The sequence below is a fragment of the Kitasatospora sp. NPDC059648 genome (assembly GCF_042734825.1).
Lineage (GTDB): Bacteria > Actinomycetota > Actinomycetes > Streptomycetales > Streptomycetaceae > Kitasatospora.
The window spans coordinates 15,209-33,938 of the sequence record NZ_JBHWDU010000019.1; the positions used below are offsets into that span (position 1 = coordinate 15,209).

General features: G+C 73.3%; 17 protein-coding genes and 1 pseudogene. 6 read left to right on the plus strand and 12 right to left on the minus strand.

Translation table 11 applies throughout. From position 1 onward, the window contains the following. Positions 1-24: 24 nt before the first annotated feature. Both ACFV1W_RS14475 and ACFV1W_RS14480 read right to left on the minus strand, forming a co-directional pair. Complete coding sequence (locus ACFV1W_RS14475; RefSeq protein WP_380416335.1) at positions 25-357, minus strand: YnfA family protein; 333 nt, start codon at positions 355-357, stop codon at positions 25-27. Between the two features lie 29 nt (positions 358-386). Continuing rightward, complete coding sequence (locus tag ACFV1W_RS14480) at positions 387-1,601, minus strand: pyridoxal phosphate-dependent aminotransferase (RefSeq protein ID WP_380416337.1); 1,215 nt, start codon at positions 1,599-1,601, stop codon at positions 387-389. Positions 1,602-1,698: 97 nt separating this feature from the next. Here ACFV1W_RS14480 and ACFV1W_RS14485 point away from each other — a divergent pair. Together ACFV1W_RS14485 and ACFV1W_RS14490 are read left to right on the plus strand one after the other, a co-directional pair. Continuing rightward, positions 1,699-2,061: pseudogene (locus ACFV1W_RS14485) on the plus strand (winged helix-turn-helix transcriptional regulator); the annotation flags it as partial. Positions 2,062-2,287: 226 nt separating this feature from the next. Then, the gene (locus ACFV1W_RS14490; RefSeq protein WP_380416340.1) at positions 2,288-3,076 is read left to right on the plus strand and encodes an SGNH/GDSL hydrolase family protein; all 789 of its coding nucleotides are present in this window, start codon (positions 2,288-2,290) and stop codon (positions 3,074-3,076) included. On the opposite strand, the gene ACFV1W_RS14495 is transcribed toward ACFV1W_RS14490, so the two are convergent. Next, complete coding sequence (locus tag ACFV1W_RS14495; RefSeq protein WP_380416343.1) at positions 3,012-3,752, minus strand: GNAT family N-acetyltransferase; 741 nt, start codon at positions 3,750-3,752, stop codon at positions 3,012-3,014. The two genes, ACFV1W_RS14490 and ACFV1W_RS14495, sit on opposite strands and share 65 nt — an antisense overlap. A gap of 119 nt (positions 3,753-3,871) precedes the next feature. On the opposite strand from ACFV1W_RS14495, the gene ACFV1W_RS14500 reads away from it, so the two are divergent. Continuing rightward, positions 3,872-4,804 (plus strand): pentapeptide repeat-containing protein, encoded by a 933-nt coding sequence (locus ACFV1W_RS14500; protein WP_380416345.1) that lies wholly within the window; start codon positions 3,872-3,874, stop codon positions 4,802-4,804. A gap of 17 nt (positions 4,805-4,821) precedes the next feature. Here ACFV1W_RS14500 and ACFV1W_RS14505 read toward each other — a convergent pair whose 3' ends face one another. From ACFV1W_RS14505 to ACFV1W_RS14515, 3 genes are all read right to left on the minus strand, one after another. Continuing rightward, positions 4,822-5,583 (minus strand): tyrosine-protein phosphatase, encoded by a 762-nt coding sequence (locus ACFV1W_RS14505; protein ID WP_380416347.1) that lies wholly within the window; start codon positions 5,581-5,583, stop codon positions 4,822-4,824. 23 nt (positions 5,584-5,606) lie between these two features. After that, a complete protein-coding gene (locus ACFV1W_RS14510; protein WP_380416349.1) occupies positions 5,607-6,236 on the minus strand; it encodes a TetR/AcrR family transcriptional regulator in 630 nt (209 codons plus the stop codon). 282 nt (positions 6,237-6,518) lie between these two features. After that, positions 6,519-7,418: an aminoglycoside phosphotransferase family protein gene (locus ACFV1W_RS14515; protein WP_380416351.1), complete on the minus strand. Its 900-nt coding sequence runs from the start codon at positions 7,416-7,418 to the stop codon at positions 6,519-6,521. Between the two features lie 313 nt (positions 7,419-7,731). On the opposite strand from ACFV1W_RS14515, the gene ACFV1W_RS14520 reads away from it, so the two are divergent. Further along, positions 7,732-10,191: a Tex family protein gene (locus tag ACFV1W_RS14520; protein ID WP_380416353.1), complete on the plus strand. Its 2,460-nt coding sequence runs from the start codon at positions 7,732-7,734 to the stop codon at positions 10,189-10,191. Positions 10,192-10,225: 34 nt separating this feature from the next. On the opposite strand, the gene ACFV1W_RS14525 is transcribed toward ACFV1W_RS14520, so the two are convergent. The 6 genes from ACFV1W_RS14525 to ACFV1W_RS14550 form a co-directional block, all read right to left on the minus strand. After that, positions 10,226-10,660 carry an SHOCT domain-containing protein gene (locus ACFV1W_RS14525; RefSeq protein WP_380416356.1) on the minus strand — a complete coding sequence of 145 codons (435 nt, stop codon included), beginning with the start codon at positions 10,658-10,660 and terminating at the stop codon, positions 10,226-10,228. 51 nt (positions 10,661-10,711) lie between these two features. Further along, on the minus strand, positions 10,712-11,326 hold the full coding sequence (locus tag ACFV1W_RS14530; protein ID WP_380416358.1) for an NUDIX hydrolase: 615 nt from the start codon (positions 11,324-11,326) through the stop codon (positions 10,712-10,714). Continuing rightward, the gene (locus ACFV1W_RS14535) at positions 11,323-12,480 is read right to left on the minus strand and encodes a type III polyketide synthase (protein WP_380416359.1); all 1,158 of its coding nucleotides are present in this window, start codon (positions 12,478-12,480) and stop codon (positions 11,323-11,325) included. The genes ACFV1W_RS14530 and ACFV1W_RS14535 overlap by 4 nt, the downstream gene beginning before the upstream one ends. A 46-nt stretch (positions 12,481-12,526) precedes the next feature. Beyond that, entirely contained in the window at positions 12,527-13,735 is a 1,209-nt protein-coding gene (locus tag ACFV1W_RS14540; RefSeq protein ID WP_380416361.1) for a cytochrome P450, read from the minus strand. A gap of 188 nt (positions 13,736-13,923) precedes the next feature. Further along, positions 13,924-14,637, minus strand: coding sequence for a response regulator (locus ACFV1W_RS14545; RefSeq protein ID WP_380416363.1), 714 nt, complete (start codon positions 14,635-14,637; stop codon positions 13,924-13,926). Further along, complete coding sequence (locus ACFV1W_RS14550; RefSeq protein WP_380416364.1) at positions 14,637-15,470, minus strand: sensor histidine kinase; 834 nt, start codon at positions 15,468-15,470, stop codon at positions 14,637-14,639. The genes ACFV1W_RS14545 and ACFV1W_RS14550 overlap by 1 nt, the downstream gene beginning before the upstream one ends. A 138-nt stretch (positions 15,471-15,608) precedes the next feature. On the opposite strand from ACFV1W_RS14550, the gene ACFV1W_RS14555 reads away from it, so the two are divergent. Further along, on the plus strand, positions 15,609-16,334 hold the full coding sequence (locus ACFV1W_RS14555; protein ID WP_380416367.1) for an ABC transporter ATP-binding protein: 726 nt from the start codon (positions 15,609-15,611) through the stop codon (positions 16,332-16,334). Next, a complete protein-coding gene (locus ACFV1W_RS14560; RefSeq protein WP_380416368.1) occupies positions 16,331-18,643 on the plus strand; it encodes an ABC transporter permease in 2,313 nt (770 codons plus the stop codon). Before ACFV1W_RS14555 ends, ACFV1W_RS14560 begins: the two co-directional genes overlap by 4 nt. Positions 18,644-18,730: the final 87 nt, after the last annotated feature.

An 18,730-nucleotide genomic window follows, 5' to 3' on the forward strand; every position in this document is an offset into this window, starting at 1 on the left:
CGGTGCGGCCCCGGTGCTGGAGGTTCAGCGCCGGGGCCCGTACATGATCACGCCGACCCCGGCCAGGCAGATCAGTGCGCCCAGCACGTCGTAGCGGGTCGGCCGGAAGCCGTCCACGACCACGCCCCACAGCAGTGAACCGGCCACGAACACCCCGCCGTAGGCGGCCAGCACCCGGCCGAAGTCCGCGTCCGGCTGCAGCGCCGCGACGAAGCCGTACACGCCGAGCGCCACCACGCCCAACCCGGCCAGCCACCACGGCCGTTGCTCCTTCACGCTCTGCCAGACCAGCCAGCAGCCGCCGATCTCGGCGAGCGCGGCGAGGGCGAACAGGGCGACGGAGCGGGCGACGGTCATGACGTGCAGGTTAGGGCCTGTCCGGGCGCTCAGCCCTGCCGGTACGTCGCCAGGAAGCGCCCGATCCGGTTGATGGCCGTCTCCAGGTCGTCGGCGCGCGGGAGGGTGACGAAGCGGAAGTGGTCCGGGCGGGGCCAGTTGAAGCCGGTGCCCTGGACGACGTGGATCTTCTCGCGCAGCAGCAGGTCCAGGACGAAGCGCTCGTCGTCGACGATCCGGTGCACGGCCGGGTCGAGCCGGGCGAAGGCGTACAGGGCGCCCTTGGGCTTGACGCAGCTGACGCCGGGGATCTCGTTGAGCGCCCTGACCGCGATGTCGCGCTGCTCGGTGAGCCGGCCGCCGGGCAGGACCAGGTCGTTGATGGACTGGTGGCCACCGAGCGCGGCCTGGACGGCGTACTGCGCGGGCACGTTGGGGCACAGCCGCATGCCGGAGAGCATGGTCAGGCCCTCCAGGTAGTCGGTGGCGTGCTGCTTGGGGCCGGAGACGACCAGCCAGCCGCTGCGGAAGCCGGCCACCCGGTAGGCCTTGGAGAGGCCGTTGAAGGTGAGGGTGAGCACGTCGTCGGCGAGGGCGGCCAGGCAGTGGTGCTCGGTGCCGTCGTAGAGGATCTTGTCGTAGATCTCGTCGGCCAGCACCATCAGCTGGTGGCGGCGGGCCAGGTCGAGGATCCCCTCCAGGAGCTCCTTCGGGTAGACCGCGCCGGTGGGGTTGTTGGGGTTGATGACGACGATCGCCTTGGTACGGGCGGTGATCTTGGCGGCGATGTCGTCCAGGTCCGGGTACCACTCGGCCTCTTCGTCGCACAGGTAGTGCACGGCCTTGCCGCCGGCCAGCCGGACGGACGCCGTCCACAGCGGGTAGTCCGGCATCGGGACGAGCACCTCGTCGCCGTCGTCGACCAGTGCGGTGACCGCCATCTGGATCAGCTCGGAGACGCCGTTGCCGAGGTAGACGTCGTTGACGCCGACGCCCTGGACCCCGCGCTGCTGGTAGTACTGCACCACCGCGCGCCGGGCCGGCAGGATGCCGCGGGAGTCGCTGTAGCCGTGCGCCGAGGGCAGGTTGCGGATGATGTCCTGGATGATCTCCTCGGGCGCCTCGAAGCCGAACGGAGCCGGGTTGCCGGTGTTCAGGCGCAGCACGCTGTGCCCGGCCTCCTCCAGGGCGTTGGCCTGGTCGACCACCGGACCCCGGATCTCGTAGCACACGTCATTCAGCTTGCTGGACTGCCGAAACTCCATCTGCGGCCTCCCGACCGTCGCCACCGCTCCGTTGCTTCTGCTTTGTTCTACCAAGCTGGCACTTGGAAAGTCCAACCTCTTGGCTATGCTGATCCACATGTCACGCCGAAGCTACGACCAGTACTGCGCCGTCGCCCGCGCCCTGGACGCGGTGGGGGAGCGCTGGAGCCTCCTGATCGTCCGTGAACTCCTGGGCGGGCCGCGCCGCTACACCGACCTGCACGCCGACCTGCCCGGCGTCTCCACCGACATCCTCGCCGCCCGACTCAAGCAACTGGAGGGCGAAGGGCTCGCGGAGCGGCGGCGGCTGGAACGGCCGGCCAACGCGACGGTGTACGAGCTGACCGAGCGCGGACGCGAACTGCGGCCGGTGATCGAGGCGCTGGGGGAGTGGGGGCTGGGCGCCCTGGGTGAACAGCGGCCCACCGACGCGGTGCGCGAGCACTGGTTCACGGCGCCGAAGGCAGTGGTCCCGGGCTGAGTCCTCCGGGAGCCGCCGGTGGGCGGTGGCGGGGCGGCGGCAAGGCCCCCGTCGCCGGCCGCCGCCCCGTGGTCCCAGGATGGCGCGGACCGATAAACGTCCGGTGGACGGTGAATGAGCGGCCGGACCCCCGTGCCACTGGTTGGTAAGTGCACACGTACGATCGTCGGGTCGCGGAGCCATCTCAGGAGAGCGGAGGCCGCCCGTGCCCACCACCAGCCGCAGCTACGCCAGCTACGTCGCCGTCGGGGACTCCTTCACCGAGGGCATGTGCGACGACCTCCATCCCGACGGCCACTACCGGGGCTGGGCGGACCGGGTCGCCTCCGCGCTGGCGGCCGACGCCGGCGCCGGCGGGGACTTCCGGTACGCCAACCTGGCCGTCCGCGGCAAGCTCATCGGCCAGATCCACGACGAACAGCTCGCCACCGCCATCGGGATGGGCGCCCAACTCGTCACCCTGGCCGGCGGCTTCAACGACGTGCTGCGCCCGGGCTGCGACATCGACCGGGTCGAGCGGCTGCTCGGCCGCTGCGCCGCCGAGCTGCGCGCCACCGGCGCCACCGTCGTGCTGTTCACCAGCACCGACCCCACCCGCCGGCTGACCGGCAGCGCCCGGCTGCTGCCCGCCATCCTGCGGATGAAGGCCTTCGTGCAGGAACTCGGGCAGCAGGACGGCTTCGCCGTCGTCGACCTCTTCTCCGCGCCCTGCTTCGACGACCGCCGGCTCTGGGCCGAGGACCGGCTGCACCTGTCGCCCGAGGGGCACCGCCGGGTCGCCGAGGGCGTGCTGGAGGCGCTCGGCCGCCCCGCCGCCACCGACTGGCGCGCCCCGCTGCCCGCCGCCGCCCCGCCCGGCCGCGCCGAGAAGCTGCGCTCGGACGCCCGCTGGCTGGGCGCCCACCTCGGCCCGTGGATCGGCCGCCGCCTCACCGGCCGCTCCTCCGGTGACGGCCGCCCGCCGAAGCGCCCGGAGCTGCTGCCCTTCCCGTAGGGCGTCCCCGGTCCAGCCGGCCCTGCTCGGAGCTCTCCGCTTCGAGGACCAGGCTCGCCATCGGGGCGCGGGTGGTCCAGCCGAGTGCGGTGTAGAGCGCCTGGCCGGCCGCCGTGCCGACCAGCACCCCGGTGCGGGCGCCCGCCTCGTGCGCGCCGGACTGCAGGGCCCGCATCACCACCGAGCCCAGGCCCCGGCGGCGGTGGTCGGGGGCGGTGGCGATCTGGTCCGGCACGGCCACCGCGCCGGCCAGGCCGGCCTGGCCGCGGGCGGCGAGGCGCCCCTCCTCGTCGCGCACCAGAGCGCGCAGGACGCCGCCGCGGGTCCAGGTGGTCAGGGTGTAGCCGGCCGGTACGGCGAGCGGCTCGGGGCTGAGCGGGACGGTCATCAGGAAGCCCGGTTGGTCCAGCCGCCACTGCGGGCCCAGCCAGGGCCGTACGGTCTCGTCCTCGGCGAACAGCTTCAGCCAGGTGGCCGGCGCGGTGGTCGCCTCGGCGAGCTCGCGGACCTCGGCCTCGGTCGGCTCGGGCAGCACGTGCCGCCCCACCTCCCCGGTCGGTGCGCCGACGTCGATGGTCCAGCCCCAGGGCTGCTCCACCGGATCGGCGGCGCCCCGGGAGGCGACCCAGCCGCTGATCCACATCCGGACCAGCTCGGTGACGTTCGACTGCGGCATGGCGCTCTTCCCCCGCGAGTAATGGTCTCATCTGCATTTGGAACCTTACCGGCGTGAGGGTGGCCCTGCCCAGTAGGATTTCCGGTTCAAGGCGACCAGCAGTGGAGAGGACCCGGACCGTGAGCGAGACCGCGCCGCCGCAGGATCCCGAGGCGGCCGAGCCGACCCCGCTCCAGTCCGACTGCGGCAGCTGCTTCGGCCTGTGCTGCGTCGCCCTGCCCTTCGCCGCGGGCACCGACTTCGCCGTGAACAAGGCCGCCGGCAGCCCGTGCCGCAACCTGCGGGCGGACTTCAGCTGCGGCATCCACGCCCGGCTGCGCGACAGCGGCTTCCAGGGCTGCACCGTCTACGACTGCTTCGGCGCCGGGCAGCGGGTCTCCCAGGTCACCTTCGGCGGGGTCGGCTGGCGCGAGGAGCCCGACAGTGCCAAGCCGATGTTCGACGTGTTCCCGATCGTGCGGCAGCTCCACGAACTGCTCTGGTACCTCACCGAGGCGCTCACCTTCGCCCCCGCCGCCCCCGTCCACGCCGAGCTGCGGCAGGCCCTGGAGGAGACCGACCGCCTGGCCGGCGGCACCCCCGAGGAGATCCTCGCCGTCGACGTCCCGGCCCACCGCGGGCGGGTCAGCGAGCTGCTGCTGCGCGCGGGTGAACTCGTCCGGGCCGCCGTCCCCCACCGCCGCGAACACCGCGGTGCCGACCTCTTCGGCGCCCGGCTGCGCGGAGCCGACCTCCAGGGTGCCAACCTGCGCGGCGCCCTCCTCGTCGCCGCCGACCTCTCCGGGGCCGACCTGCGACTCGCCGACCTCATCGGCGCCGACCTCCGCGACGCCGACCTGGCCGGCGCCGACCTCACCACGGCCCTCTTCCTCACCCAGGCCCAGCTCAACGCCGCCCGCGGCGACGCCACCACCCGCCTCCCGGTCGGCCTCACCCGCCCCACCCACTGGCCCGAAACCGCCCCGGCTGCCGCTGCCGCTGCCGCCCGCAAGCCCCGCAGCGGCCCCCGCCCGCAGGGCACCGGCCGCCCGGGCCGCCCGCGCCGCCGGTAGGGACGCGCCGCTGCTGTTCAGGCCCCCGGGTGGAGCAGGTCCTCGGGCCGGCGCGTGAGCAACCGCGACCGCAGGGCGTCGATCCGGGCGGGGTCGAGGGCGACGGCGCCGGTGAGGTAGGCCTCGACGGAGCCGTAGCGGGTGGCGAGGTCGGCGAGGGCGAGGCGGATGACGGTTTCGGGGGCGCGGCCGTAGCCCGGCCAGCGGAGGGTCCGGCCCGGGTGGGCGGCGTGCCAGTCGGCGACGAGGTGCGGGGTGGCGTGCTCGGTGAGGGCGAAGTCGGCGGCGATGTCGTCCTCGGAGACGCCGAGCAGGGTGAGCACCAGGGCGGCGATCAGGCCGGTGCGGTCCTTGCCCGACATGCAGTGGAAGACCACCGGGGCCTCGGCGTCGGTGATCACCTCCAGGGTCCGGCGGATCTCCTTCACGCCGTCCTCGGCGACCTCGGCGAAGCGGTCGGCGAGGTAGCGCCAGGGGTCGAGCTCCGGGTCGATCGAGGCCTGGTCGTACGGGCGGTGCTCGATCGAGAGGTTGTGGAAGTCCAGCCCGTCGAAGTCGGGGACCCGGCCCTTGGCGGCGATCTCCCAGTCGTAGCGCAGGTCGATCACGGTCCGCACGCCGAGGGCCCGGAGCTTCTCCAGGTCGGCGGGGGAGGACTTGCCGAGCGAGTCGGAGCGGTAGAGCAGGCCCCGCCGGACGGTCCGTCCGTCGGCGGCCGGATAACCGCCCAGGTCACGGAAGTTGTGCAGGGCCTCGAACTCGATGTGACGCGTTGACATGTGCGGCACTCTAGCCAGCGGCGTCAGGGCGTGTACCCCCGGGCGAGGAGCTCGAAGGCGCGGTCGGCCTCGGCGGCGGCCTCGGGGTGGAGGTCGTCGGCGGTGCGGCCGCCCTCGTGGATGCGGCGCCAGTTGTGCAGGGCGAGGACGCGCTGGGTGGCGGTGACCTGGGCGGCGAGCAGTTGGGCGGTGAGCTCGTGGGGCGGGGTGAGGCCGGGGGCCTCGCGCAGCGCCTCGGCGAGGGACTGTTCGGCGCGGGCCACGTACGCGCCGACCCGGGCGGCCAGGCTGGGGGTGCCGTGGACGAGGGCGGTGAAGGCAAGGACCTGGGGGTGGTCGTTGAGGCCGGTGACCGGGTCGTGCCGGGTGAGGCCGTCCAGGAAGTCCCGGCGCAGCGCGTCGAGCACCGTCTCGCCCTCGGCCCGGCCCCGGACCACGTCCGCCGCCTGCTCCTGGTGGTCGGCGAAGCGGTGGACGACCAGGTCCTCCTTGCTGGCGAAGTAGCTGAACAGGGTGGGCTTGGAGACCTCGGCGGCGGCCGCGACGTCCGCCACCGAGACCTGGTCGAATCCGTGCTCCAGGAAGAGCGTGATGGCCGCCTCGGAGATGGCCCGCCGGGTCCGCTCCTTCTTGCGCTCACGCAGTCCACTCATGCGCCCACCTCGCTGTGCTCGCCGGCCGATGAGCGGGACGCGCACCTTCTGTCGATTCGCTCGCTCATGCTCCCCAGGCTAGCAGCGGGCTTGACCTGGGAAGGTTATTGACCGGGTAGGCGAGGGGGCGGCCGCGAGCATCCGCCGGGTCCGGCTGCGGGGCGTCGCCTTCCGCCCGATCGAGCCCGGTGCCGACCGCACCCGCTCCGCCCTCGCCTGGCGCGCCGGGGACCGGAGCCCGCTGCTGGGCCACCTGCTGGCAATCGTCGGGCCCTGACGGCTTCACACGCTGCGGTCGGCGAGCACCTCGCGGACGACGTGGCGGGCGTTGGCGGTCAGTGCGGGGTCGGTGTGGCGGTAGTACGGGATCGTCACCAGCGCCATGGAGAAGGCCCAGGCCCGGCCGCGGGCCCACGTGGCGTCGTCGACGCGCAGGGCCGCCCGGAAGGCGGGGCGGGCGGAGGCGGGGAGCAGGTTCCAGGCGGCGATCAGGTCGGCGGTGGGGTCGCCGACGCCCATCAGGGCGAAGTCGATGACGGCGGCGAGCCGGCCGGATCTGTTGAGCAGCAGGTTGCCCGGGGTGAGGTCGCCGTGCATCCAGACCGGCGGGCCGGCGTACTCGGGGAGGCGAAGCGCCTTGTCCCAGAGAGCGGTTGCGGCCGCGGTGTCGATGGTGCCGGACAGCTGGGCGATCGCCGCGCGGGTGGAGCCGTCCCGGGAGGCGAGCGGCACGCTGCGGTGACCGGCCGGGGCGCCTGCGGGGTTGACGGCGCGCAGGGCGTTGACGAAGCCGGCCAGGTCGCGGGCCAGCGCCTCGGGTGCGGCGAGCACGCCGACCGCCGGATTGACGCCGTCGAGCCAGCGCACCACCGACCACTCCCACGGGTAGTTCGCGGCGGGGCGGCCGACGGCCAGCGGGGCGGGGACGGGCAGCGGCAACTGCGGGGCCAGCCGGGGCAACCACTGGTGCTCGCGGCGGACGTCCCCGGCGGCCCACTCCACCCGGGGCAGCCGGACGGCGAGTTCGGGCCCGAGCCGGAACATCGCGTTGTCCGTCCCGGCGGACCCGACGGGCGTGACCGGAAGGCCCACCCACTGCGGGAACTGGGCGGAGATCAACCGCCGTACCAGGGCCGCGTCGACGACCGGTTCATCGGGGTGCATCCGGGCGGCAGCGCACATGCCCGGCAGCGTACAGCGCTGATCGCCCGGGATCAGCCGGATTCGCGAACTGCGCACACGACTTCGACCAGCAGGAGTCCGGCCGGGGTCCGGTCGCGAGCCACCGCGCTGCCACCCGCGCGAGCCACCGCACTGCCACCCGCCAGTCACCCGCCGGCCACCCGAGGGTGATCCGCACCCCCGTGGTGCCGCCCCGGAGGCGGGGGAGACCACGCCACGCCCGCCGCCCCGGGTGCGGCCGGTGGGCGTCACCCGTACCTGCCAGAATGCAGGGCGTACGGCGAAAGCACTGAAGGAGAAGGTGACCGGCTTCGTGACCACGCCAGTCGAACAGGTGGCCCGGCAGGCCCAGCAGGCGATCGAGCGCAAGATCGCCGAGGAACTGGGCGTCCGCGAGGGGCAGGTGAAGGCGGCGGTCGAACTGCTCGACGGCGGCTCGACCGTGCCGTTCGTGGCCCGCTACCGCAAGGAGGTCACCGGCTCGCTGGACGACGCCCAGCTGCGCACCCTGGAGGAGCGGCTGCGCTACCTGCGCGAGCTGGAGGAGCGGCGGGCGGCCGTCCTGGAGTCGATCGAGTCCCAGGGCAAGCTGGACGACGCGCTGCGCGCCCAGGTGCTGGCCGCCGACTCCAAGGCCCGGCTGGAGGACATCTACCTCCCGTTCAAGCCCAAGCGGCGCACCAAGGCGCAGATCGCCCGCGAGGCCGGGCTGGAGCCTCTGGCCGACACCCTGCTCGCCGACCCGACCCAGGACCCGGCCGCACTCGCCGCCCAGTACCTCAACGAGTCGGTGGCGGACGGCGCGGCGGCCCTGGAGGGCGCCCGGGCGATCCTGGTCGAGCGCTTCGGCGAGGACGCCGACCTGGTCGGCTCGCTGCGCGAGCGGATGTGGACCCGCGGCCGCCTGGTCGCGAAGGTCCGGGACGGCAAGGAGGGCGACGGCGCCAAGTTCGCCGACTACTTCGACTTCGCCGAGCCGTACACCAAGCTCCCCTCGCACCGCATCCTGGCGATGCTGCGCGGCGAGAAGGAGGAGGTGCTCGACCTCGAACTGTCGCCCTACGACGGCGAGTCCGAGGGCGACCTGCCCGGTGGGAACGACTACGAGCAGCGCATCGCCGCCCGCTTCGGCATCGCCGACCGCGGCCGCCCGGCCGACAAGTGGCTCGGCGACACCGTCCGCTGGGCCTGGCGCACCCGCATCCTGGTGCGCCTCGGCATCGACCTGCGCGCCCGGCTGCGCGCCGAGGCCGAGGACGAGGCGGTGCGCGTCTTCGCCGCCAACCTGCGCGACCTGCTGCTCGCCGCCCCGGCCGGCACCCGCGCCACCATGGGCCTGGACCCGGGCTTCCGCACCGGCGTGAAGATCGCCGTGGTGGACGCCACCGGCAAGGTGGTCGCGTACGAGACCATCTACCCGCACCAGCCCGCCAACAAGTGGGACGCCGCCCTGGCCACTCTGGCCGCGCTGGCGAAGAAGCACGACGTCGACCTGGTGGCGATCGGCAACGGCACCGCCTCCCGGGAGACCGACAAGCTCGCCGAGGACCTGCTCAAGCGCCACCCCGAGCTGAAGCTCACCAAGGCGATGGTCAGCGAGGCCGGCGCCTCGGTCTACTCGGCCTCCGCGTTCGCCTCCCAGGAGCTGCCGGACCTGGACGTGTCGATCCGCGGCGCGGTCTCGATCGCCCGCCGCCTCCAGGACCCGCTGGCCGAGCTGGTCAAGATCGACCCCAAGTCGATCGGCGTCGGCCAGTACCAGCACGATCTGAGCGAGGTGAAGCTCTCCCGCTCGCTGGACGCCGTGGTCGAGGACTGCGTCAACGCCGTCGGCGTGGACGTCAACACCGCCTCGGCGCCGCTGCTCACCCGGGTCTCCGGCATCACCGCGACGCTGGCCGACAACATCGTGGCCCACCGCGACGCCAACGGCCCGTTCCGCACCCGCAAGCAGCTCAAGGACGTCTCCCGGCTCGGCCCCAAGGCCTTCGAGCAGTGCGCCGGCTTCCTGCGCATCCCCGGCGGCGAGGACCCGCTGGACGCCTCCAGCGTGCACCCCGAGGCCTACCCGGTGGTGCGCCGCATCCTCGCCTCGACCGGCGGGGAGCTGCGCGAGCTGATCGGCAACGGCGAGCGGCTGCGGGCGCTGCGCCCGGCCGACTTCGCCGACGACACCTTCGGCATCCCGACCGTCACCGACATCCTCGGTGAGCTGGACAAGCCGGGCCGGGACCCGCGCCCGGCCTTCCGCACCGCCGTCTTCAAGGAGGGCGTCGACAAGATCGGCGACCTGGAGGTCGGCATGGTGCTGGAGGGCGTGGTCACCAACGTCGCCGCGTTCGGCGCCTTCGTCGACGTGGGCGTCCACCAGGACGGACTGGTGCACGTCTCGGCGCTGTCGCGGAACTTCGTCAAGGACCCGCGCGAGGTGGTCAAGCCCGGCGACATCGTCAAGGTCCGGGTGGTCACGGTGGACGTGCCGCGCAAGCGGATCGGGCTCACCCTGCGGCTGGACGACGAGGTCGGCCGCGACCGCGGCGACCGCGGCGGGGAGCGTGGCGGCGAGCGGCAGGCCCGCCCGCCCCGTCAGGAGCGGCGCGGCGGCGGCCAGGGCGGTCGCGGCGGGCAGGACCGGCGCGGCGGTGCCGACCGGGGCGGCTTCGGCGGTGGTGCCCCGGCGAACAGCGCCATGGCGGACGCGCTGCGCCGGGCCGGCCTGGCCGGTGGCGGCGACTCCGCCGGTTCGGGGGACCGCCGCTCCGGACGGCGCTGACCGGCGGCCGCCGGTCGGCAACGGACACGGCCGGTCACACCAGCAGCTTGTCCTTGGCCTTCTGGTACTCCTCGTCGGAGATGGCGCCCCGGTCCCGCAGGTCCGCCAGTCTCGCCAGGTCCTCGACGTGGCTGCGGCCGCCGCCGTCGGGAGTGCCCGCGGCCGGCGTTCCGGCCGCGTCCCGGATGTAGGCCCGGACCGCCGCGTCGGCCTGCTGGGCCTGTTCGATGTCCCGCATGCCCATGCTCTGGCCACGGGCGATCAGGTACACGAGGATGCCGATCAGCGGCAGGAAGATCACCAGGATCAGCCAGCCGGCCTTGCCCCAGCCGCTCAGGTCGTGGCTACGGAAGATGTCCGAGATGATCTTGAACAGCAGGAAGAACCAGAGGATCCAGAGGAACAGCTCCAGCATCGTCCAGAAGATGTTGAGGACCGGGTAGTCCACGGCCAGTAGCTTTGTGTCCATGATTACCGTGTTACCACCACAAAACGGACACCGCTCTCGGGGCTCAGTCGTTCAGGTGGCCTTCCGGCGGACCGGGGGAATCCCACCCCGCCCGGCCCGCCGCCGCAGCTCCACCGCCAGCCCGATCAGCTCGCCCCACCAGGCGTCGTGCCCGGTGAGCAGCAGCCGTTGCGCCTCGGCGGCCGGGACGGCCCGGACCTCGACCACCTGCTCGCCGTCCGCCGGGTTGGTCGGCGTCGAGTCCAGCTCGACCTCGCCCCAGCCCCACAGCCAGGCCTTGTCCGGGTGCGGTTGCCACGGCCGGTAAGGTACCGCGTCCTCGGTGTGGCAGCGGTGCGCGCCCAGCCAGCCGGGCTCGCCGAGCAGTCGGGCGCCCGCCTCCTCGCGCAGCTCGCGCTCCAGGCAGGCCGCGACGGACTCGTCCCGCTCCCGGGTGCCGCCGGGCAGGAACCAGTGGTCCCGGTCGTCGCGGCACAGCACCACGTCGCCGTCCGCGAACCCGACCAGGTGGATGTTGGTGACCAGCTCGTCCGGCGGCAGCTCGGTGGAGAACCGGGCGTCGTAACGCCCCCAGGCCCAGTACTGCGGCGCGTGCAACGCCGGGAACAGGGCGGCGAGTTCGGCGGCTCTGGCCGAGGGGTCGGTGCGGTCCGTGGTGTCGGTCATTCGCTGATCGTAGTTCCGGCCGGGAGACGACGGGGGACGCCCTGGTGGGCGAGGGCGACGTCGGAGGTGGCGATGGCGCGCGGGCGCCGGCGCACCGGATCGGGGGTGGCGTCGACCCAACTGCCGAGGGCCGTCTCGGCGGTGATGCCCGGTCCGAAGCCGGCGATCAGGCCCGGGGTGCCCTCGGGGGCGCCGCCGTCGGCGAACAGCCGGGCGAGGGCGTCGAAGACGACGGCGCTGGCGATGTTGCCGCGCTCGGTCAGGGTGGCCCGGCTGTAACGGAACTTCTCCGGCGGGAGGTTGAGGAGCCGGCAGAGGTCGTCCAGGATGCGCGGGCCGCCGGCGTGCACGATGTAGAAGCCCAGCCCGGAGGCGTCCCAGCCGTGCTGCCGGGCCAGGGTGCGCAGTGCGGGGGCGAGCATCTCCATGGTGCCGGGCACCCGTTTGTCCAGCTGGAAGTGGAAGCCGGTGTCCTTGACCCCGTACGAGATCCAGCTCTCGGTGTCCGGGACGAGGTGCGAGCCGTTGCGCTCGATGTGCACCCCGCTGCCGCCCTGCCCGCGCATCACCACGGCGGCGACGGCGTCGCCGAACAGGCCGTTGGAGAGCAGCGAGCCGACTTCGAGGTCGGTCGGCTGGTAGCAGAGGGAGCAGAACTCGCAGGCGGCGATGAGTACGTTGGCGCTCGGGTAGGCACGGCAGAAGTCATGGGCGCGGTTGACGGCGGCGCCGCCGGCCGCGCAGCCGAGCTGGGCGATCGGCACCTGGCGGGTGTCGGAGCGGAAGCCCATGGTGTTGATCAGCCAGGCCGTCATCGACGGCATCATGAAGCCGGTGCACGACACGTAGATGATCAGGTCGATGTCCGGTGCGCCCAACTCGGCATGGCGGAGAGCCCGTTCGACCACCTCGGGGACGCGGAGCTTGGCCTCCCGCTCGTACACCTGGTTGCGGACGGTGAGGCCCGGGTGGGTGAGGGTCCGCTCGATCGGCTGGACCAGGTGCCGGGTCCGCACCCCGGTGTTCTCGATCAGCCGCAGGGCCAGACCGAGGTGGGGGTGCCCGGCGTGCAGGGTGCGGGCCAGTTCGAGGGTCTCGTCGAGGGTGATGACGTGCTCGGGTACGGCGATCGCGGGGCGGCAGAGTGTGGCCATGGCGTGGGTCTCCCCGGTGCGGGAACGGTGTGTCGAGGGGGAGGGGCTACCAGGCGACCGGCAGGGTGCGCGGGAAGCGCCAGATCGAGCCGGAGTTCCAGTCGAGTTCGGACGGGTCCACGGCCAGCCGCAGTCGGGGGAAGCGCCTCAGCAGGGTGCCGATCGCGACCTGGAGTTCCATCAGCGCGAGGTGCGAGCCGAGGCAGCGGTGCTGGCCGTGGCCGAAGGCCATGTTGGCGGGCCCGGCGGCGCGGTCGAGGTCCAGTTCGTCGGGGCGCTCGTACACCGCCGGGTCGCGGTTGGCGGTCAGGTAGGAGACGTGCACGGCCTCGCCGGCCCGGATCAGCACCCCGCCCAGTTCGACGTCCTCGGTGGCCACCCGGGCGATCCCGGGACCCTGGCGGAACGGGATGAAGCGCAGCAGCTCCTCCAGGGCCTGCGGCAGCTTCTCCGGCCGGGCGCGCAGCCCGGCGAGCTGTTCGGGGTGGGTGAGCAGGGTGTAGGTGATGTTGCCGAGCTGGTAGGTGCTGGTGTCATGGCCGGTGACCAGCAGGACCATCGCCATGACGGCGAGCTCGTCGGCGTCCAGCAGGTCGTCGCCGTCGCGGGCGGTGGCGAGCGCGCTGATGAGGTCCTCGCCGGGGTCGGCGCGGCGTTCGGCGGTGAGGGCGGTGAAGTAGGCGCGCAGCCCGGCCTTGGCCTCCTCCTGGCCCTCGCGGCTGCCCGGGCCCATCCGCATCATCGCGACGGCCCAGCCGCGCAGCCGGTCGCGGTCCGGCTCGGGGATGTCCAGCACCTCGCAGATGGTGGTGAGCGGGAGCCGGGCGGAGAGGAACCGCGCCAGGTCGGCCGGGGCGCCGTGCTCCTCCATCTCGTCGAAGTAGCCGTCGACGATCCGCTGGGTGGCCGGGCGCATCCGCTCCACCTGGCGGTTGGTGAAGCCCTGGGCGACCAGGCGGCGCAGCCGGTTGTGCTCGGGCGGGTCCATCAGGTTGATCGACTCGGCCTGGGCGATGGTGGCGGGCGTCATCCGGGGCAGGTCGCGGCCGATGCCGGCGGCGCGGCTGAACCGGCGGTCGGTGGTGACCACCTTGACGTCTTCGTAGCGGGTGGCCAGCCAGGCCTCGCCCTCGCCGTGCGGCAGCCGGATCCTGGCGATCGGCGCCTCCGTCAGCAGCCGCTTGAGGAGGGGGTCGAACTCCAGGCCGTCGGTGTGGTGGAAGGGGCACTCCCACACGGGGGCGGTGGTGGTCACGGGCCTGTCCAATGGTCTTCGTCATGCGGGGTGGTGCCGCCCGAACCGATATCCGGGGGGTTCGGGCGCGGACATGCAGATGCTGCCCCATGAACTGGCAAAGATGTTAAGTCCGGGAGTGCTTCCCCCTAACGAGTGAGATAGCTGATTGTCAGCTGAATTCAACGCGCGGGTAGTGAAGTTGACGGTCAGCCGTTCGCGCGCGGCGCGACCAGGCCGGTCTCGTAGGCGAGCACCACCGCCTGGGCCCGGTCCCGCAGGTTCAACTTGGCGAAGATCCGGGCCACATGGGTCTTCACCGTGGACTCGCTGAGGGTCAGCTCGACCGCCAGCTCGGTGTTGGAGAGCCCGCGTCCGAGCAGTCCGAGCACCTCCACCTCGCGCGGGGTGAGCGGGGCGAGGTCCCGGTGCAGCCGCGGCGATTCGGCGCCGCGGGCGGCCGGGTGCGGGGCGCCGGTCGCGAAGCGCTCGACCAGCCGCCGGGTGATCGACGGGGCGAGCAGGGCGTCGCCGGTGTCCACCAGCCGTACGGCGGCGGCGAGGTGGGCCGAGGTGACGTCCTTGAGCAGGAAGCCGCTGGCCCCCGCGGACAGCGCCGTGTAGACGTAGTGGTCCAGGTCGAAGGTGGTCAGCATGATCACCCGGCAGTCGGGCACCTGGGCCAGGATCCGGCGGGCGGCCTCCAGGCCGTCCATGGTCGGCATCCGGATGTCCAGCAGGGCCACGTCGGGCCGGTGCAGGACGGCGGCGGCCACCGCCTCGGCGCCGTCCGAGGCCTCGGCGACCACGTCGATGCCGCGGGCGGTGAGGATCATCCGGAAGCCGGTGCGGACCAGCTCCTGGTCGTCGGCGATCACCACCCGGGGGCGGCGCCGTTCGGTCTCTTCCACGATCCCCTCCATCACGGCCGGTCCAGCGGGATGCGGGCGCGCACCCGGTAGCCGCCGCCGAGCCGGCGCCGGGCGTCGAAGTCGCCGCCGTACACCGCGACCCGCTCGCGCAGGCCGAGCAGCCCGCGCCCGGCGCCGTCCGCCTCCGGCTTGCCGCCGGGAGCGGGCTCCCCGGAGAGCACGCTCGGGCCGCTGTTCAGCACCTCCACCCGCAGGGAGTGGTCCGCGTACCGCACCGTCACCTCCGCCGTCAACCCGTCCCCGTGCTTGAGCGCGTTGGTCAGTGCCTCCTGGACGATCCGGTACGCCGTCACGTCGATGCCGCCGGGCAGCGGCCGCGGCTCCCCGGAGATCCGCACCTCCACCGGCAGCCCGGCGAACGCGAAGCGGTCGATCAGCGAGCCCAGCCGGCTCAGGCTCGGCTGGGGGGCGAAGCCCTCCGGCTCCGGCTCCTCGCTGCCGTCCGCCGCCGGGGCCAGCAGGCCCAGCAGGTGCCGCAGTTCGGTCATCGCGTCCCGCCCGGCGGCCTCGACCGCGCCCATCGCGGCCGCCGCCTCCTCCGGCATGGTGGCCAGCACCTCGCGCGCGGCCCCGGCCTGCACCACCATCAGGCTCACGTTGTGGCTCACGATGTCGTGCAACTCGGAGGCGATCCGGGCCCGTTCGGCGTCCACGGCGGCGCTCGCGGCGCTCTCCCGCTCGCGCTCCAGCAGCCAGCCGCGCTCGCCGATGGCCTCCCGGTACAGCCGGCGCGCCCGCACCAGCGCGACGCCCAGCCAGCCGGCGCCGGCGCAGGCCGTGCCGGCCACCGCCACCGTGATCCCGTCCGTCCCTGTTCCCCACACGGCGCCAGCTTCCCAGGTGGGCGCTTGATCGACATCATCCGGGGGTGCCGCCCCCGTACATCCCCGGTACTACGGTGACCAGCGGTTACACCCCGGGTGGGACGACCGGCCCCGGCCGGCCGCCTACCGTCGTCGACCATGAGCAACGACCACGACGGGACCACCCGCCCCGACGACGCGTCCTTCGTCGTCGAGCTGTCCGGGGTGCACAAGGAGTTCGGTGACGCCAAGGCCCTCGACGGCGTCGACCTGCGGATCAGGGCGGGCGAGGCGGTCGCCGTGATGGGCCCCTCGGGGTGCGGCAAGTCCACCCTGCTGAACATGGTGGCCGGGCTGGACCGGCCCAGCTCCGGCACGGTCCGGGTACAGGGGCAGGACCTCGGCGGGCTGAACGAGAACGGGCTGGCACTCTTCCGCCGCCGCCACATCGGCATGATCTTCCAGTTCTTCAACCTGATCGACGACCTCCCGGCCCTCGACAACGTCGCCCTGGCCGCCCAGCTGACCGGCACCACGGCCAAGCAGGCCCGCCGCCGGGCGCAGGAGCTGCTGGACGAACTCGGCGTCGCGCACCGCAAGGACGTCTACCCGGCCGCGCTCAGCGGCGGTGAGCGCCAGCGGGTGGCGGTGGCCCGGGCCCTGATGAACCGTCCGGCGGTGCTGCTCGCCGACGAGCCGACCGGCGCGCTGGACAGTCGCTCGGGCGAGCAGGTGATGGACCTGCTGATCGACCTGAACCAGATCGGGCAGACCCTGCTGATCGTCACCCACGACCCCCACCTGGCCGCCCGCTGCGCCAGCCGGCTGGTCGAGGTCGCGGACGGCAAGGTGGCGCGAGAGCGGATGCTGGAGGCCTCGTCATGAGCGGTGCGGTGTGGCGAGCCTCGCGGGCGGCCGTGAAGCGCCGCCGGGTGCAGACCATCGTGATCGGCCTGGTCGTCTTCTGCTCTACCACGACCGTGCTGCTCGCCCTCGCGGTGATCAGCGCCGCCCGGGCCCCGTTCGACGACGCCTTCGAGGCCGAGCGGGGCTCGCACGTCACCGCCCTCTTCGACCCGGCCAAGGCCTCGGCGGAGCAACTGGCCGCCACCGCCCACCGGCCGGGCGTCGAGGCGGCCGCCGGGCCCTTCGACCAGGCCGTGGTGACCATCCCCGCCGACTGGGTAGGCCGCCCGCCGGGCCCGCTGGCCCTGGTCGGCCGACCCGACCCGGCGGCCGACCCGGTGGACCGGGTGCGGATCCTCGCCGGCCGCTGGGCCACCGCGCCCGGTGAGGTGGTCGTCAACAACCCGGCCGGCGGCGCCGCGGAGCGGTTCGTCGGCACGTCGCTCACCACCAGCACCGGGGTGAAGCTCACCGTCGTCGGCTTCGCGACCGACATGAGCCAGTCCTCCGGCGGCTGGGTCACCCCCGAGCAGGCGGCCGCCCTGCACCCCACCGCCCGGCAGATGCTCTACCGCTTCACCGACGCGGCCACCGAGCAGCAGCTCACCACCTCGCTCGCCGACGCCACCGAAGGCCTGCCCAAGGACGCCGTCGAGAGCGGGCAGTCCTACCTGGTGCTCAAGCAGGCCTTCTCGGCCGGCGCCGACGCCTACCTGCCGCTGATGACGGTCTTCGGTGTGCTCGGCCTGATCGTCGCCGCGCTGATCGTCGGCAACGTGGTGAGCGGCGCGGTGATCTCCGGCTACCGGCACATCGGGGTGCTCAAGTCGATCGGCTTCACGCCTCGCCAGGTGGTCACGGTCTACCTGACCATGGTGTCGGTGCCCGCAGTCGTCGGCACGGTCCTCGGTACGGCGGCCGGGTGGGTGGCGGCGACACCGATCCTGCAAGCCGCGTTCTCCGGCATCTCGACCGGCACCGCCGCGATCGAACCGGCGGGCTGGCTGCCCGTGGCCACCCTGGTCAGCGTCCCGCTGCTGGTGGCCCTCGCCGCCCTCGGACCCGCCTCGCGCACCCACCGGCTCTCCGCCGCGCAGGCCATCTCGGCGGGCAGCGCCCCGCGCGCCGGGCGCGGCCTCAAGGTCCAGCGCCGGCTGGGCGGCACCCGGCTGCCGCGCGCCGTCAGCCTCGGCCTCGGCCAGCCCTTCGCCCGCCCGGCCCGCACGGCGCTGACCATGGCGGCGATCGTGCTCGGCGTGGTCACCGTGACCGTGACCACCGGGGTGAGCAGCACCCTGGCCAGGACCATGGGCGTGTCCGACGGCACGACCCACATCGACGTGCAGACCAAAGCCTTCTCGGAGAACAAGACCGCGCCCCGGCTGACCCCGGAGCAGACCGAGGCGATGCTGCACGCCATCCCAGGCGCCGAGCGGGTATCCGTCCGCGGGCTGGTCCGGCTCGGCATCGTCGGCCAGCCCCAGCTCGTCTTCGCCAACTTCTACGGCGGCGACGACATGGTCGACCACCGGCGGCTCGACGTGGTCAAGGGCCGCTCGGCGACCGGGCTGAACGAGATCGAGGCCGGACCGGCCTTCCTCGCCCAGCACGGGGTCAAGCTCGGCGACCGGCTCACCCTGGTCCTGGACGGCCGGCAGACCACCGTCACCTTGGTCGGAGAGGAGGTCGAGGGCAACGCCAACGCGATCTCCTCCAACGCCGCCACCCGGGCCCAGCTCACTCCCGACCCGCACGTGGTCGAGTACGACGTGCGGCTCGCCGCGGGCGCCGACGCCGCGGCCTACCGAAAGGCGGTCGCGGCCGCCGACCCGAGCCTCTCGCCCTCGATCGTCACGCCGGGTTCGGCAGGGCCCGTCGTCGCGATCAAGACCTTCAGCACGACCTTCTCCGTCCTGCTGTCGGTGGTCGCCGCGCTCGGCGTCTTCAACACCCTGCTGCTCACCATCCGCGAACGCCGCCGCGACCTCGGCATGCTCAAGTCGATCGGGATGACACCCCGGCAGGTCGTCGCGATGACCATCACCTCCGTGGCCTGGCAGGGCGTGGCCAGCGGGATCATCGGCATCCCGCTCGGGATCCTGGCGCACCGGCTGATCGTCGAGAACGTCGCGATTATCGACTTCCCGGAGTCAACGATCGACGTCTGGGGCGCCCCGCTGCTCGCCGCCCTCGCCCTCGCGGGCGTGGCGATCGCCGTCCTCGGCGCGCTCGTCCCGGCCCGCTCGGCGGCCCGGCTGCCGATCGCCGAGGTGCTGCACAACGAGTGAGGTCCTACGAAAGGGGGACGGCCGGGTGGTTCGCCGCCCGGGCCGTCCGCCGCATGGCTGACGCACCGCCAACCATCCGTGTTCGAG

Excerpts from the sequence above, each read along its gene's own strand:
- ACFV1W_RS14475 (WP_380416335.1), bottom strand. The coding sequence starts at position 357 with ATGACCGTCGCCCGCTCCGTCGCCCTGTTCGCCCTCGCCGCGCTCGCC.
- ACFV1W_RS14480 (WP_380416337.1), bottom strand. The coding sequence starts at position 1,601 with ATGGAGTTTCGGCAGTCCAGCAAGCTGAATGACGTGTGCTACGAGATC.
- ACFV1W_RS14495 (WP_380416343.1), bottom strand. The coding sequence starts at position 3,752 with ATGCCGCAGTCGAACGTCACCGAGCTGGTCCGGATGTGGATCAGCGGC.
- ACFV1W_RS14505 (WP_380416347.1), bottom strand. The coding sequence starts at position 5,583 with ATGTCAACGCGTCACATCGAGTTCGAGGCCCTGCACAACTTCCGTGAC.
- ACFV1W_RS14510 (WP_380416349.1), bottom strand. The coding sequence starts at position 6,236 with ATGAGTGGACTGCGTGAGCGCAAGAAGGAGCGGACCCGGCGGGCCATC.
- ACFV1W_RS14515 (WP_380416351.1), bottom strand. The coding sequence starts at position 7,418 with ATGTGCGCTGCCGCCCGGATGCACCCCGATGAACCGGTCGTCGACGCG.
- ACFV1W_RS14525 (WP_380416356.1), bottom strand. The coding sequence starts at position 10,660 with ATGGACACAAAGCTACTGGCCGTGGACTACCCGGTCCTCAACATCTTC.
- ACFV1W_RS14530 (WP_380416358.1), bottom strand. The coding sequence starts at position 11,326 with ATGACCGACACCACGGACCGCACCGACCCCTCGGCCAGAGCCGCCGAA.
- ACFV1W_RS14535 (WP_380416359.1), bottom strand. The coding sequence starts at position 12,480 with ATGGCCACACTCTGCCGCCCCGCGATCGCCGTACCCGAGCACGTCATC.
- ACFV1W_RS14545 (WP_380416363.1), bottom strand. The coding sequence starts at position 14,637 with ATGGAGGGGATCGTGGAAGAGACCGAACGGCGCCGCCCCCGGGTGGTG.
- ACFV1W_RS14555 (WP_380416367.1), top strand. The coding sequence starts at position 15,609 with ATGAGCAACGACCACGACGGGACCACCCGCCCCGACGACGCGTCCTTC.
- ACFV1W_RS14560 (WP_380416368.1), top strand. The coding sequence starts at position 16,331 with ATGAGCGGTGCGGTGTGGCGAGCCTCGCGGGCGGCCGTGAAGCGCCGC.